Genomic DNA, 16,183 nt, shown 5'->3' on the forward strand with positions numbered 1-16,183 from the left:
TCATATTTTATTTTCCAGTTCCCGGACCACCGCCGCGGACAGATGAGGATCCACCTCGAACAGTTGATGTTCCTCCTGTTTTAAAGGATCCGCCGGAAGAACCATATCCCTGATAGCAATCATCTTGGTTTGAATTACACTTGTTTCGCTGTTTTTTACCCCAATCATCTACGTCAAGAATATCGTCTAATAGCCATAGGACAAATAATCCATTAAAAAAATCAGGGCTATAATTATTACGTACGAAGTCATAAGTAGAGATTTCAACCATTGTATTTGCAGGGTTATCCTCGGCAGGTGTTAAGATTACAAAAGTATCTTGATAAATCAGAACTTGTTTGTCATCCTTTTTCTCACTAACTTCTCTAGGTTTTTCATAATCTTGCAATTCGTTAGCCACTTCATCGATGGACTTATTCTCAGCAATATAAATTTCAGAAATCTCTTGAGAGCGTTCTTGGCTTGAGACTACGTCTTGTAGAATATATGTAGTACTAATGAAATCTGCAATTCCATCTTTAAAGAATGAGCCTCCTGTTGATCCTTGTGTTTCATTTCCACATGCAGATAAGAGGAGAATGCAAGATAGAAAAATAAAAAGAAGTGATTTCTTCATTGACTCACCTTCTTTCCAGTCAATCTATTGATTAGCATCACGTTGACCTCTAATGCGGAAAGCATTGGAGGTCAATTTGTTTAAACTTCACATTCAATTTCTTATTCTTTGCCAAGTTTTTTCTTTAAAGCAGCAAGTTCATCATCAATATCATTATTTTCTAATGCTTCGAACTCATCATCTAAGCTTCTGTTAGAAGATCTCATATCTTCACTTGTTTCAGCTTCAGCTTCATATTGAAGGACTTTCTCTTCCATACGCTCAAAGCCACGTTTGGACTCATCACTGCCAATGCCGGAAAGAGTGCGATTGATCTTAGTTTTTGTTTTTGCAGTTTCTGCACGAGCCTTTAGGGAATCTTTTTTGAGCTTCATTTCATTATATTCAGCTTTCATTTCGTCTAATTTCTTTCTTAGTGTATCTGAATCAAGCTTAGCACGTTCATACGATTCCTTTAATGTATCTAGTGTTTGCTGATGAATCTTCTTGTCTTCTAAAGCACGTCTTGCAAGATCATCGTTACCAGCTTCAATCGCCTTAATCGCTTGTTCATCACGCTTTTGAACCATTTTTCCTGCATCCTCAAATTTCTTTTGTAACATTTTTTCATTTGCAATTTGTTTTGCAATAGCTGACTCTGCTTCTCGGATATCTGTTTCCATATCTCTCATAAATTGATCCAGCATTTTTACCGGATCTTCTGCTTTATCTAATAAAGCATTTAATTCTGAGTCTACAACTGTTTTTACCCTTTTAAATAATTTAAACATTGACATCCTCCTAGTTACTTGCAATTATTTTTAATTCATATTGTTCAATTTCATATCCATGACTTACTTCAATTTCACTGCCCCATTTTTCCACAGAAAGAAAGTTTTCTTCTTCATCATCACAATAGTCATAATATTGGCACACCATTCCATTTATGTTTTGATTTCGACCGATTCCTGTTACTCTTGCAGTTCCGGATTCATCTAAGTAATAAGTTGTACCTTCATATTCAATTTTTTTGGGGATAGGGTCCTGAAGTTTTAATTTTATTTTCTCATACATTCCCAAATAAAGCTCATCATCCATTTCAACACTTAACCAAATGGTTTTAGAAATTCCCTCAAGCTGATAAGCATGCCACTTAAAGCCATGATCATCATAACTGATTTTTCCTACTATTTTATAATCCTCTAAATCATATGTGACAATATCATCTGTTTGAAGGTTGAACATATTGCGTTCTTCTACATGGGTTTGGCTTTTATTTTTATTGCCAAATAGTCTACTGAAAAAACTCATGAATCCACCTCGACTTTTTGTACTATTGTTTCCTATTATTATTACGTATGACAAATTAAAAAGTTTCAGCAAATTTCGTTTTCTATTTTATAGGTTTTAGGGATACAATCGTGTTACTTAATTACTAGCACCTAACCAGGTTTTAGGTGCAAGTACGTACGTACAAGTGTATAATAAACTCACAAAGAATATTTAAATTCAATACATCTAGAGGTGAAAACTGTGAAAAAGCTCTTATATGTTTATGGTTTTCTATTTTTGCTATTTTTTCTCTACTTATATAATTTCCATTTTAAGGACTCTTTATCAAGTCCAATTACAGGTGATGGGAATCGATTCCAAGGGGATCGAAGTGAGAAATTTGTAATGGTTACATTTTTAGCGGGGATAGATTATTGGAAGAGTGCTTTAAAAGGATTTGAGGATGCTGCAGAAGAGCTCAATGTTTCCGTTGAGTATCGTGGTGCTACTCAGTATGATGTTCATGAACAAATAACAGTTTTAGAGCAGGTGATTGCAAGAAAACCGGCTGGTATTGCCATATCTGCAATTGATCCCTACAAATTAAACACAACAATAAACAAAGCAATAGATGCCGGGATTCCTGTTGTTTTATTTGATTCAGATGCTCCTTCTAGTAAAGCGCTTTCGTTTATAGGTACGAATAATAATGCTGCTGGAGAAATTAGTGCTCACAAAATGGCAGAGCTTGTGGAAGGAAAGGGAAAAGTAGCTGTTATTACCTTGCCGAATCAACTGAATCACCAGGAACGAACAGAAGGGTTTGTGGAGACGATTAAATCTGATTACCCTAATATGGAAGTAGTAGCAATAAAGGATGGAAAAGGAGATGAGAAATATTCAGAAGAAGTGACAGATGAGTTGATAAAGAATGACCCCGATATAAAAGGAATTTTTGCAACTGAGGCTAATGGTGGAGTGGGGATAGCAGAGGCAATTCAAGCTAATAAGGAAAACCGTAATATTAAGGTTATTAGCTTTGATACAGATAAACCAACTTTAGACAAAATACATGAAGGTTCTATTTCAGCAACAATAGCCCAAGGGACTTGGAATATGGGGTATTGGTCACTTCAATTTATGTTTCAGCAAAGCAATGACTTATCAGACATACAGCAGGATCAACAATTACCAAATTACGTAGATACAGGTGTGTCGATCGTAACGAAAGAGAATATCCATGAATATTATGCAAACTGATTTTAGTAAAGAAGAGTGGATGTAGGGATGAAACAGCGTTTCTATAAGCTAAATAATATATCAATCAAGCACAAAGTTATAGCGTTATTACTAGTGATCAGTATTGTTCCTTCGATAGGACTAGGATTATTGACAGGTTATACCGTTGAACGAATTTTAGAAAAACAGGCAGCTGATCACACCTTACAATTAATTGGTCAAGTGAATAAAACACTAGAATCATACATGAATAATATGCAAAATGTGAGTTATCTTCTGTCAATGGATCCAGAGATTGAAAAATTCCTTTCTTCTTCGACAGAACTTAAAACAGAGGATGAGCGGTATCGGATAAAACAATTTATGCAAGGGCTTTCAACACTGTATCCTGAAATCGCCGGGATACTCGTCGTAAATAGCAACGGTCAATATATTAGTAATGAACTTTATCCTAAAAGTGAAATGAAATTGACAAACGAGTCATGGTATAAAGAGGCAGTTGAAAATGACGGGATTTTTACAATCATTGGTCACCCAAAGGACAGGGATATTACAAGTCATATTCATTATGGAAATGATGAAGTTGTGACGGTAGTAAGAGCTATATTAGAGCCTGAAACCCAAAGAGTGATGGGGGTAGTGTTAATTGATTTAAAGCTACGTGTTATTGCTGAGGCTACCAAAAATGTTCGCTTAGGTAAATCAGGTTATTTAATGGTGATAGATGATAATGGGGAGAACATTTACTCTCCTTCTAACCCAATTGTTGTGAATCCTCCAAATCGTTTATTAGATGAAGAAGATTCCGGTTACTTTTCTGAAAAAATAAATGGGGAAGGTTTTCAATTTATTTATCAAAAACTTCCGTTTACAAATTGGACAACTGTTGGAATTTTTTCTTCAGAAGAATCTGTATATGAGGTCAGAACGATCCATTTTTATGTTATCTGCTTTGTGTTTTTTGTTTGTTTATTTGGGATTACAGCATCATATTATCTATCAAACTCTATGTCAAAGCCTATTTTTCAACTAATGTCGTCAATGAAAGAAGTGGAGTCAGGGAATTTATCTATTCAATATAAGAGCGAGAGGCAAGATGAAATAGGCATGTTGGGTAAAAGCTTCAATCATATGATAAAGAAAATAAATGAATTACTTTCTTTAACCGAAAAACAGGAACGTCAAAAACGGGAGGCAGAGCTTCGAAGCCTTCAAGCACATATTAAGCCTCATTTTTTATATAACACATTGGATACGATTAGTTGGATGGCTCGTAAGCGTGGTGCTGATGATGTTTCTGATGTTGTGACGGCGTTATCAAAATTATTTCGAATTGGTCTTAATAAAGGACATGACATTATATTTTTGAGAGAGGAAATGACTCATATAGAAAGCTATTTAAGTATCCAAAAAGCGAGATACCGAGATAAACTAAATTTTTCTATCAATGTTGATCAGAAAATTCAAGATGTGCAAATTCTCAAGCTAGTGCTTCAACCAATTGTTGAAAATGCTATTTACCATGGAATTAAAGAGCGAAAAGGACCTGGTCATATTGAAATAAAAGCATTAGAAGATAATGGGTCTCTATTGTTGTCGGTTTCGGATGATGGAAAGGGAATACCTGAGGATAAATTGGCGATGCTTAATGATAGGCTCGATACACTTTACAAACAACAAGATCAAAAGGTGAATTTTGGCTATGGAATGATGAATGTTCAAGCAAGAATTAAATTAACATATGGTGAAATGTATGGATTACAAATTAATAGTCAGTTAGATGTAGGAACAATCGTGTCTATTCGTTTGCCAATTCATAGGAAATAATGTTTCAAATGGGGGAACAAAAGTGAATCATCATTTATTACACGTACTAATTGCGGATGACGAACCAGTTATTCGAGAAGGAATACGCGACTCAATTGATTGGGCATCGCTCCAAATGGAAGTAAAAGCAGAGGCCGAGGACGGGGAAGAAGCGTTGGAATTGGCCGTAAAGCACTCTGTTGATATCCTATTAGCAGACTTAAATATGCCAATCATGAATGGAATCTCTTTAATTAAGCAGGTTCGTGAAAAGCTGCCTCATTGTAAAATCATTATCATTACGGGACATGATGAATTTTCCTATGCCCAAGAAGCAGTGAGATTAAATGTTGTTGATTATATTCTAAAGCCTGTTGACCCAAATCAATTAAGAAATGTGCTTGAGCAGATCCGTCAAGAGCTAGAAGAGACCTTACATCAGAAGAAGTATTTAGATATAGCCAATCAACAAATCGAACGAAATAAATCACTATTAAGAGAGCAATTTTGCCTGGAGTGGCTACATGGAAATGTATCGGATGAAGAAGTAAAAAGTCAGCTTGCTTTTTTTCAGCTGCCGCCAATATTTCCATCACACTTAGCAGTTATTCAAGCTTCTGAGTATCTTGCAAACAAACCAATAATGAGTGAAAAAGAGAAACAGAAATTTGAAATTGCGCTTAAAGATATTGTTAAAGAATTAATTGGACCCTCTGATCACGTATTTATTCGTGATGAGATGGGGATGTATATATTATTTATTTGGAATGAAAATGCAGTAACACTATTTGAATCAGTTGAACAAGTTCTAAAAGAGAGACTAAAGACGACCATTCATTTTACAATAGAAGAAGTAGGCTTTAATCAATTTTCAGTAGCAGAGGCTTATAAGCACTGTATGGAATCTTTAGAAAATGAGTCGATCATTTCGCCTATCGTCCGAAGGGCAAGAGATTATATTGAAGAACACTATACAGAACGTACAATTACATTAGACTTTGTCGCAAATACACTGCAAGTCTCACCTGTATATCTTAGTAGAACAATAAAACAAGAGCTAGGCATTTCTTTTGTCAGCTTAGTTACAAATATGAGAATTAAAAAGGCAATCCATTTATTAAATTCAACGAATCTTCCAATTGTTGAAATTGCTGAAGAGGTTGGCTATGATACACAGCATTATTTCAGTACGGCATTTAAGAAAGTGATTGGTGTCTCTCCTAATAAATATAGGAAACAAATCGGGCTAGAAAGCATGTAAAAGCAGGTAACCAGTTTACCTGCTTTTGTATTTTGATCTTAAGGGGGAATCAATTAACTGACATCTAAATTCTAAAATGGACAAATTAATCTATGAATTAGTTGGAAATGTCCTTCAGAGTGCCAATAAAGAACAAAGAATGATCAAAATCAGTTGGAAATGTCCTTCAGAGAGTGAATGAAGGACAAACCAAGATTAAAATCCAGTTGGAAAAGTCCTTCATAATGTGAATGAAAGACAAACCAAAATAAAATCCACTCGAAAAAGTCCACCATACCCACAAATAAATAAATTCTAAAGATTAGAAACTGTTTTATACATCGCTCAGTATGACCACGATTCTCAATTATCGAAAAAACAACTATGAAAGCGTTTTAAAATAAGTTAAATAATTATAAAAATAGTTAATTTATTAAAAAGACCAAAAATGTAAGCGGTGGTATATTTTTAGTAATTCATCAAATTAATGAATTCAATGAAGTGTTTCTCCTTTAAAAAGGGAACTAGCACTTTTCGTTAGAAGGGGGGAATCCTACATGGGAAAGAAAACGTTATCAATAATTATTTTATTCGTTATGATTTTTTCTCTGGCAGGATGTGGAGTTGAACAAACAACAGCAGATTCAAAGGGATTTATCGGAATTTCAATGCCAACTAAATCATCCGAAAGATGGGTGAAGGATGGCGAAAATATGAAGCAAATGTTTGAAGAGCTTGGTTATCAAACAGATTTACAGTATGCAGAGGATATTATAGAAAATCAAACTGCACAAATCGAAAATATGATTACAAAGGGTGTGGATGTACTAGTTATAGCACCAATAGATGATCGTTCAGGTTTATCAAGTGTATTAGAGAGAGCACATAAAAGGGGAATTAAAGTCATTTCCTACGATCGCCTCATCCAGCATAGCAAATATGTAGATTATTATGCTACATTCGACAACTTTAAGGTTGGAGTCTTACAAGGAACATATATTGAAGAACAACTTAATTTAAAAGAAGAAGAAGGTCCGTTCAATGTTGAGATATTTGCCGGTTCACCGGATGATAATAATGCATACTTCTTCTTTGACGGAGCGATGTCCATTCTCCAACCTTATATTGATTCAGGTAAATTAGTAGTGCAAAGTGGGCAGACAAAGTTCCAACAGGGAGCAACACTGCGATGGGATGGAGCACTTGCTCAATCAAGAATGGATAATTTATTAAGCGCTTATTATTCATCAGAACGAGTGGATGCTGTGTTATCCCCATATGACGGGATTAGCATCGGGGTTATTTCATCCCTAAGAGGTGTTGGGTATGGAAGTGAAGATCAACCAATGCCGATTATTACGGGACAAGATGCAGAGCTTGCATCAATTAAATCGATTATTAATGAAAGGCAAACACAAACCGTGTTTAAGGATACGAGAGAACTAGCGAAAAAAGCGGTAGAAATGGCAAGTGCCCTATTAAATGGTGAGCAAGCAGAAGTTAATGATACTGACACCTATGACAATGGTGAAAAAATTGTTCCAGCCTACCTTTTAAAGCCAGTCTCTGTTGATAAAACAAATTACGACTCTGTACTAGTAGAAAGTGGATATTATACAGAAGAGCAGCTTGGACAATGATCAATCATTCGAAAGAAAAACATTGAATGTAGGTGGATAAAATGTCAAAGATCATTCTAGAAATGCGAAATATTACAAAAGAATTCCCAGGTGTGAAAGCACTTGAAAACGTTAACTTAAAAGTAAAAGAGGGTGAAATTCATGCCCTATGCGGAGAAAATGGGGCAGGTAAGTCCACCTTAATGAAAGTATTAAGTGGAGTTTATCCCCATGGCACTTATACGGGAGATATTTTGTTTAAAGATTCCGTGTGTGAGTTTAAAAATATAAAACAAAGTGAAGAGCTTGGTATCGTGATCATCCATCAAGAGCTTGCATTAATTCCGGAGCTTTCTATTGCCGAAAATATCTTTCTAGGAAACGAAATTGCCTCTAAAGGTATTATCAATTGGAATATCACTACGATGAAAACAAGTGAATTACTTCAAAAAGTAGGGCTAACAGAATCACCTAATACAAAAGTAGATGACATTGGAGTCGGAAAGCAGCAATTAGTCGAAATTGCGAAAGCGTTGTCGAAAGAAGTGAAGCTCCTTATCCTTGATGAGCCAACAGCTTCTTTAAATGAAGATGATAGTGAAAATCTTTTGAATTTATTATTAGAGTTTAAAAAGCAAGGAATGTCAGCAATTATTATCTCTCATAAATTAAATGAGATTGAGAGAGTGGCAGATTCAATCACGATCATTCGTGATGGTCAAACAATTGAAACACTTGATGTGAAAAAAGACAATGTAACAGAAGATCGCATTATCAAAGGAATGGTAGGTAGGGATTTAACAAATCGATATCCAGATCGAATTCCGAAGATCAAAGAAGTCTTTTTTGAAGTGAAAAACTGGAATGTGTCACATCCTTTACATTCCGACAGAAAAGTTATAGACGATGTTAATATCTCTATTCGAAAAGGAGAAATTGTAGGAATTGCCGGACTTATGGGAGCAGGTCGTACAGAGCTTGCAATGAGTATCTTTGGTAAATCATATGGCAAGAAAATTACTGGGCAGATAATTAAGGATGGAGAAGAAGTCCAATTTAACGATGTTACAACAGCGATTAATCACGGGATGGCATATGTTTCAGAGGATCGTAAAGGAAATGGTCTCATTCTGATGGATGATATTCGACAAAATATCACACTGGCTAGCTTAGATAAAATCTCAAAACAATCGATCTTAGATAAAAATAAAGAGATTATAGTCGCTGAAGAATATAAGAAGAAATTACGTATAAAAACACCAAGTATTTACCAAAAGGCAGGAAATTTAAGTGGAGGAAATCAACAAAAGATTGTATTAAGTAAATGGATCTTTTCTGAACCGGATATTCTAATTTTAGATGAGCCGACACGCGGAATTGATGTAGGAGCCAAATATGAGATTTACTCTATTATCAATGACCTTGCGATGGCCGGAAAAGGAATCCTTATGATCTCTTCAGAACTACCGGAATTATTAGGCATGTGTGACCGAATCTATGTAATGAATGAGGGAAGTATCACTGGTGAAGTAACGAAAGAAGAAGCAAATCAAGAAAAGCTTATGACTTATATGACAAAAAGTAAGGTAAGGAGGTAGTTATGATGCAACCGCAAAATCAACTACAAAAAACACCTGGATTAAACAATGACTCAATTTGGAAATCAATGATTCAGAACAATATGCGTCAATACAGCATGATCATTGCGTTAGTTTTTATTATGATTTTGTTTCAAGTTTTAACAGATGGATTATTATTAAAACCACTTAATATCACAAATCTAATCTTGCAAAATAGTTATATATTAGTTCTTGCAATTGGAATGGTTTTAGTTATTATTACAGGTCATATTGACTTATCGGTTGGTTCTGTTGCTGCCTTTGTTGGAGCAATATCAGCTATTTTGATGGTCAACTATGAAATGCCTACCTTCCTGGCGGTTATTATCTCTTTACTAGTAGGTGCCATTATCGGGGCTTGGCAAGGTTTTTGGATTGCTTATGTGAAAATTCCGGCATTTATCGTAACTCTAGCAGGGATGCTATTGTTTAGAGGAGCAACGATGATTGTCCTTGAAGGAAAATCCATTGCACCATTCCCAGAGTCTTTCCAAAAAATCAGCTCTGGATTTATCCCTGATATCGGAAGCGGCTCAATCCATGTATTAACTCTCATTATCGGATTTGTTTTATCAATCATTTATGTCTTTACCCAAATAAAAAATAGACGAACAGAAATGAAGTATAATGTTGAAGTTTCCTCTACAGGAATGTTTGTGTTAAAACTTATTGGACTTGTTGCAATTTTAAACATTTTTACTTATGTTTTAGCAACCTACGAGGGAATTCCGAACATCTTAATTATCCTCGGGATATTAATTATTCTATATACATTTGTTACGAATAAAACAAAAGCAGGTCGTCATGTTTATGCAATTGGAGGTAACGAAAAAGCTGCCCAGTTATCGGGTATAAAAACAAAACGCATGACATTCTGGGTTTTCGTTAATATGGGTGTACTATCTGCTCTTTCAGGACTATTATTTGCAGCTCGTCTAAATGCTGCTACTCCTAAAGCTGGTAACTTATTTGAACTAGATGCTATCGCAGCTTGCTTTATTGGTGGGGCATCTGCATATGGAGGAATTGGAACAGTTCCTGGTGCAATTATTGGTGGTCTTGTCATGGGGATCATGAACAACGGAATGTCTTTACTAGGTCTTGGTATCGACTGGCAGCAAGGAATTAAAGGGTTGGTATTACTATTAGCCGTTGCATTTGATATTTATAATAAAAATAAAGCTTCTTAATAAGGGAGGGGATTCGATCATTTGGTTCGGATCCCTTTTCAATTTGTTTGATCATCTTTTCACTAAAATATACAATAAGTTATTTTAAAAAGACATCCTCATAGTATATAATGAAACCAGTTGTACGAATAAGTTAGTGCGGAAACATACAAGATGAAAGCGGTGGCAGAATGGCGCAACAAACGAAAGTCAGCATGGTGAAACAAAAAATTAAAGAATGGATTACAGAGGGAAAGGTTTCTCAAGGGGAAAAGATTTATTCAGAAAATGAACTTGTGAAAATGTTTGAAGTGAGTCGACACACTGTAAGGCAAGCTGTAGGTGATCTAGTTCACGAAGGCTGGTTATACCGTGAGCAGGGAGCGGGGACTTTTGTTTCGCAACGTATGAAAAAAACTCCAACCCCGGCAGGTAAAAACATTGGTGTAATCACAACCTATATTACAGACTATATTTTTCCTTCGATTATAAAAGGAATTGAATCTTACTTATCAGATCACGGCTATTCCTTAACTTTTGCTTGTACAGACAATAACCCTGAAAAGGAAAGACAATGTCTGGAATCCATGTTAAGTCGAAACATTGATGGTTTAATCGTCGAACCAACAAGAAGCAGCAGCTATAATCCTAATCTACATTATTATTTACAAATGGAGCAAAATGAAATTCCATATTTAATGATCAATCAGTATTATCCACAATTAAATCCGCCTCATCTTATTCTAAACGATGAAAAAGGTGGATTTATCGCAACGGAGCATTTGATCAAGCTGGGTCATCAAAAAATAATTGGGTTATTTAAAAGTGATGACATTCAAGGGTTAAATCGAATGCAAGGGTTTATAAGGGCCTTTCGTGAAAATGATATCTCGTTTTTTCCAGAGATGATCATTACGTATACAACAGAGGAAAAAGACAATATTTTAATAAATAAACTAAGAGATGTCCTCATTTCAGCTGAAAACCGGCCGACTGGAATTGTTTGTTACAATGATGAAATAGCGATAAGTGTATTGAATTTATTACGGGAACTTGACATAAAGGTACCGGAACACATCTCAATTGTAGGCTACGATGATTCGTACCTGGCAGAAGCTTCTGAAACGAAAATTACTTCTGTTACACATCCTAAAATAGAAATGGGGTTGGAAGCGGCAAAGTGGATTGTGGCAGCTGTTGAAAATCGTGAAAGTCAAAGCATTGAAAATAATCAAAAAATGTATGAGCCTGAGTTAGTTATTAGAAACTCCACTAAATCTTTCTCAACAATTCAACAAGTTTGATTTACAAATAGCTTCTGGTCTAAAAACTAAGGGGGAATATGTAGTGATTACTTTAAACGAGCTAAAGAAACAATCGAAGGCCTGTCAATGTGGGAATCAACATTATGATGTGGTAATCGAAAAGGTGGTCATAAGTCATCATGCACTAACAGAAACAGTCACATATATATCAGAAAAGAACTTTCAACATGTAGCAGTTGTTGCTGATTCAACGACTTTTAATGTGGCAGGTGAGAGGCTTACCTCCCTATTAAAAGAGGCTAATATTAATCATAAAGTTGTGGTTATTCAACCGAATGAGCAAGGTGATGTAGTTGCTGATGAGGTTTCGTTAATTGAGGCTATGCTTGGTATCCCTCAAGAAACAGAAGTTGTCATTGCCGTTGGAGCGGGAACAATACATGATATCACAAGATTTTCAAGCTATAAAATGGGAAAACCGTTTATCTCAGTTCCGACCGCACCTTCCGTGGACGGCTTTAATTCAATGGGGGCACCTGTTGTTATTAAAGGAATGAAGACCACCTACCAAATGCAAACTCCTATTGCATTGTTTGCTGATATTTCCATTTTACAAGGCGCTCCAAAGGAAATGATTGCAGCTGGATTTGGTGATATGATTGGAAAACATACATCATTAGCCGATTGGACGTTTTCTCATTTAGTAAATGATGAACCATATTGTCCACTTTCTGCAAGATTAACGAGAGAGGCAATGAATGAATGTGAAAACCACGTAAATGAAATTGCCCGAGGAGATAGCAAAGGAATCCAGATTCTCATAGAAGCATTGATTCAATCAGGCTATGCAATGCTAATTGTCGGACATTCATCACCGGCATCAGGTGGTGAGCATCATTTGTCCCATTTTTGGGAAATGAATTTTTTGCAACAACAAAAGCCGCAAGTTTTGCATGGAGCTAAGGTCGGCGTATCTTCACAGGTTATTCTAGACTTATATAAAATGAGTTTCAAAGAGCTAGTCGCTAACAAGCAACAGCTGGAAGCACTACCGATTAGTCAAAAGGACAAGATGATGAAAGTGATTGAGCATCAAGATGAAATTTTAACTGTTATAGCTTCTTTACCAGAATCGTCTTATATCGCCGACCAATTAGAAAAGCTAGGTGGAGCAGTTAAACCTATGGATTTAGGAATTGAAGATGAACTTGTTCAAGAGAGCCGAAAGAAAGCCCATCATATAAGAAGTCGCTACACGATGTTAAAGTTTTGGAATGAACATATAGGAGCCAGCCAACATGCATAATTTTACGAGTGCAGATGCTGTCTTTTTCGATTTAGATGATACCTTATATGATTCACTATTACCTTTTCGAAAAGCACTAAAGAATCAGCAAGTAGAGCTAGAAGATTCACAAATAGAGCTGTTTTATAAACGGGTGCGTCACTATAGTGATGTGTTATGGAAGGTTCATGTTAAAGGGGCGCTTAGTTTAGAACAGCTCCGTATAGAACGACTAACGATTGCATGTAAAGACTTCGGTATCATCATATCAAAAGAACAAGCAATTGCAATTCAAGATCGCTATGAATATGAACAAAGAGTAATTGTACCTTTCCCTGAAATACACTCACTTCTTACGTCTTTACAGGACAAAGGAAAGATAGTCGGAGTGATTACAAATGGACCTGTTGAACATCAGATGAATAAATTAAAAGCCTTAGAGATTGATCAGCTCATACCTAAGGAACGAATTTTTATTTCTGACGGTATAGGGATAGCTAAGCCAGACAAACGAGTGTTTGAATATGTACAATTAAGAGTAAATCTTCATCCAAGTAAGTGTCTTTATATTGGTGATACATGGGAAAATGATATTGTCCCACCTATAGAGGCAGGTTGGAAATGTATTTGGTTCAATCATCGAAGAAGAGAACCACAAACACATCATCTTCCTAATGAAACAGTTACAAATAGTAATGAGCTAGTACAAGTAAAATAAACTAGAGAAAGAAAAACAGATTTCAAGTATAGGAATCTGTTTTTTGATGTATTCTTAAAACTTGTCTGCATAAGTTGTTGTAATAAAAACGAAAATTTGTATGTTTTTTACAAAAAAAGTATTGTGAAAACCTATTAAATGCTAAAATAAAAGCAGGTTATATGTATAAGATTGATAGAGAATCAAAAACAGATAATGTAAGCGGTATCTGTTTTTTGAAAGTATACTCAACTTGTACGGATGATGAACATGAATTGTTAACAGAGGTGATACAAATGGCTAAATATTCAATAGGTTTTGATTATGGAACAAAATCCGGAAGAGCTGTCCTTGTAGAGATTGGATCAGGAAAAGAAGTTGCAACAGCTGTGAAGCCATATACTCATGGTGTAATGGATGAGTTTTTACCTGACGGAGTAACAAAATTAGAAAATGATTGGGCATTGCAACATCCAACCGATTATATTGAAGTACTTGAAACGACGATCCCTGAAGTTCTTAAACTAGCAAATGTTTCACCAGAAGACGTAATAGGCTTAGGAATTGATTTTACAGCTTGTACGGTTCTACCTATAAATAAGCATGGAGTACCATTGTGTTTAACTGATGAATATAAGCAACATCCACATAGTTTTGTTAAGCTTTGGAAGCATCATGCAGCACAAGACGAAGCAAGTCGCATGAACGAAATTGCAGAAGCCAGAGGTGAGGTATTCCTTAAACGCTATGGTGGAAAAATTTCCTCTGAATGGCTGGTACCAAAAATCTGGCAAGTTTTAAATGAGGCACCTGAAATTTATAATGCAACAGATCAATTTGTTGAAGCAGCAGACTGGGTGATTTACCAGCTAACAGGTGAGTTGAAGCGCAATAGTTGTGCTGCTGGCTACAAAGCATTTTGGCATAAACAAAAAGGATTTCCATCTTCTGAATTTTTTAAAGCTTTAGATCCCAGGTTAGAAAATATTGTAAAAGAAAAGTTATCTGCCTATATCTCTCCAATTGGCACAAAAGCGGGTGAGCTAACTAAACAGGCATCAGGGAAAATTGGATTACAACCTGGTATGGCCATTGCAATTGCAAATGTGGATGCTCATGTTGCAGTACCTGCTGTTGGAATTACAGAGCCTGGAAAACTATTAATGATTATGGGGACATCAACATGTCATATTTTATTAGGTGATGAAGAAAAGGTTGTTCCAGGTATATGTGGAGTTGTAGAAGATGGTGTTATGCCAGGATTAATGGGCTACGAAGCTGGTCAGTCCTGCGTGGGAGATCACTTTGAATGGTTTACGAAAAACTGTGTTCCTGAAAGCTATTATAAAGAAGCAGAAGCTAAGGGAATGAATATCCATCAACTATTAACACAGAAAGTCGAAAAACTTGAGGTTGGTGAAAGCGGTTTAATCGCATTGGACTGGTGGAATGGAAATCGTTCAACACTTGTTGATACCGACCTGACTGGTGTTTTAATAGGGGCAACACTTCAGACAAAACCGGAGGAAATTTATCGGGCATTAATTGAAGCTACAGCTTATGGTACACGTAAAATTGTTGATGCTTTTAGAGATAGTGGTGTATCCATTCATGAAGTGTACGCATGTGGGGGAATTGCTGAAAAGAATGGATTAATGATGCAAATTTACTCAGATGTATTAAATATGGATATTCGCATTTCTGCATCATCTCAAACTCCTGCATTAGGTTCTGCAATGTTTGGTGCAGTGGCAGCCGGAAAAGAGCGTGGAGGTTATGATAACATTAAAGATGCTGCGAATGAAATGGCAAGGCTAAAAGATTATATCTATCAACCTATAGAAGAAAATTCGGCTGTGTATGATCAATTATTTGCTGAATACACTCGTTTATATGACTATTTCGGTCGTGGGGAGAACAATGTGATGAAAAATTTAAAGAAAATTAAACAAGCAAGTGTGACCAAAGCAAAAACAAAGGTTATTCAATAAACATTTTGGGAGTGACATAGCTCCATGGTTTATAAGTAATGAAACAAGCTTCTGCAAAGGAAGGGATGAATTTTTTAAAAATTTCATCCCTTTCTCTTTTTACTTCTGTTTCAACTGCTGTTCAGCTAATTTAATCATCTCTCGAACCATATTACCCCCAAGCTTTCCGCCAATTTTTCCTGCTTGATTAGATGTTAAATCTCCATTATTTCCTTTATGTAATGGTATACCTAATTCTTTTGCTGTCTCAAATCTTGCTTCATCTGCTGTATTAGTGTTTGCTACCTTGGCCTTTAATTGATTTACCTGTTCTCTTGCCGCAGGAACAAGTAATCTGTTTCTTTTTGCCATCTCAAAACCCCCTTTGTTTATAGTTTTTCTAGAAC

General features: G+C 35.8%; 14 protein-coding genes. 10 read left to right on the forward strand and 4 right to left on the reverse strand.

All coding sequences use genetic code 11. The features are described 5' to 3' along the window. Positions 1–7: 7 nt before the first annotated feature. The 3 genes from HWV59_RS09630 to HWV59_RS09640 all read right to left on the reverse strand — a co-directional run bounded on the left by HWV59_RS09630 (position 8) and on the right by HWV59_RS09640 (position 1,906). Complete coding sequence (locus HWV59_RS09630; protein WP_175638723.1) at positions 8–616, reverse strand: DUF4247 domain-containing protein; 609 nt, start codon at positions 614–616, stop codon at positions 8–10. 101 nt (positions 617–717) lie between these two features. Beyond that, on the reverse strand, positions 718–1,386 hold the full coding sequence (locus tag HWV59_RS09635) for a PspA/IM30 family protein (protein WP_175638724.1): 669 nt from the start codon (positions 1,384–1,386) through the stop codon (positions 718–720). Positions 1,387–1,396: 10 nt separating this feature from the next. Beyond that, complete coding sequence (locus HWV59_RS09640) at positions 1,397–1,906, reverse strand: DUF4178 domain-containing protein (RefSeq protein WP_175638725.1); 510 nt, start codon at positions 1,904–1,906, stop codon at positions 1,397–1,399. A 222-nt stretch (positions 1,907–2,128) separates the two neighbouring features. On the opposite strand from HWV59_RS09640, the gene HWV59_RS09645 reads away from it, so the two are divergent. The 10 genes from HWV59_RS09645 (at position 2,129) to araB (ending at position 15,797) form a co-directional block, all read left to right on the forward strand. Next, the gene (locus tag HWV59_RS09645; protein ID WP_175638726.1) at positions 2,129–3,127 is read left to right on the forward strand and encodes a substrate-binding domain-containing protein; all 999 of its coding nucleotides are present in this window, start codon (positions 2,129–2,131) and stop codon (positions 3,125–3,127) included. Between the two features lie 27 nt (positions 3,128–3,154). Continuing rightward, the gene (locus tag HWV59_RS09650) at positions 3,155–4,933 is read left to right on the forward strand and encodes a cache domain-containing sensor histidine kinase (RefSeq protein WP_175638727.1); all 1,779 of its coding nucleotides are present in this window, start codon (positions 3,155–3,157) and stop codon (positions 4,931–4,933) included. Positions 4,934–4,955: 22 nt separating this feature from the next. After that, positions 4,956–6,173 carry a response regulator transcription factor gene (locus tag HWV59_RS09655; RefSeq protein ID WP_235991701.1) on the forward strand — a complete coding sequence of 406 codons (1,218 nt, stop codon included), beginning with the start codon at positions 4,956–4,958 and terminating at the stop codon, positions 6,171–6,173. A 536-nt stretch (positions 6,174–6,709) separates the two neighbouring features. After that, the gene (gene chvE, locus HWV59_RS09660) at positions 6,710–7,792 is read left to right on the forward strand and encodes a multiple monosaccharide ABC transporter substrate-binding protein (protein WP_175638728.1); all 1,083 of its coding nucleotides are present in this window, start codon (positions 6,710–6,712) and stop codon (positions 7,790–7,792) included. Positions 7,793–7,833: 41 nt separating this feature from the next. Continuing rightward, positions 7,834–9,369, forward strand: a complete 1,536-nt coding sequence (mmsA, locus tag HWV59_RS09665) for a multiple monosaccharide ABC transporter ATP-binding protein (protein ID WP_175638729.1) — start codon at positions 7,834–7,836, stop codon at positions 9,367–9,369. A 68-nt stretch (positions 9,370–9,437) separates the two neighbouring features. After that, complete coding sequence (mmsB, locus tag HWV59_RS09670; protein WP_235991815.1) at positions 9,438–10,580, forward strand: multiple monosaccharide ABC transporter permease; 1,143 nt, start codon at positions 9,438–9,440, stop codon at positions 10,578–10,580. 170 nt (positions 10,581–10,750) lie between these two features. Further along, positions 10,751–11,863 (forward strand): GntR family transcriptional regulator, encoded by a 1,113-nt coding sequence (locus HWV59_RS09675; protein WP_175638731.1) that lies wholly within the window; start codon positions 10,751–10,753, stop codon positions 11,861–11,863. Positions 11,864–11,906: 43 nt separating this feature from the next. Beyond that, complete coding sequence (locus tag HWV59_RS09680; protein WP_235991702.1) at positions 11,907–13,130, forward strand: sn-glycerol-1-phosphate dehydrogenase; 1,224 nt, start codon at positions 11,907–11,909, stop codon at positions 13,128–13,130. Further along, entirely contained in the window at positions 13,123–13,827 is a 705-nt protein-coding gene (locus tag HWV59_RS09685; RefSeq protein WP_175638732.1) for an HAD family hydrolase, read from the forward strand. The genes HWV59_RS09680 and HWV59_RS09685 overlap by 8 nt, the downstream gene beginning before the upstream one ends. Before the next feature lie 275 nt (positions 13,828–14,102). Then, complete coding sequence (gene araB / locus HWV59_RS09690; protein ID WP_175640031.1) at positions 14,103–15,797, forward strand: ribulokinase; 1,695 nt, start codon at positions 14,103–14,105, stop codon at positions 15,795–15,797. A 99-nt stretch (positions 15,798–15,896) separates the two neighbouring features. Here the strand turns inward: araB and HWV59_RS09695 are convergent, their stop codons facing one another. After that, the gene (locus HWV59_RS09695; protein ID WP_175638733.1) at positions 15,897–16,148 is read right to left on the reverse strand and encodes an alpha/beta-type small acid-soluble spore protein; all 252 of its coding nucleotides are present in this window, start codon (positions 16,146–16,148) and stop codon (positions 15,897–15,899) included. Positions 16,149–16,183 lie beyond the last annotated feature (35 nt).

Source organism: Metabacillus schmidteae (assembly GCF_903166545.1).
GTDB classification, from domain to species: domain Bacteria; phylum Bacillota; class Bacilli; order Bacillales; family Bacillaceae; genus Metabacillus; species Metabacillus schmidteae.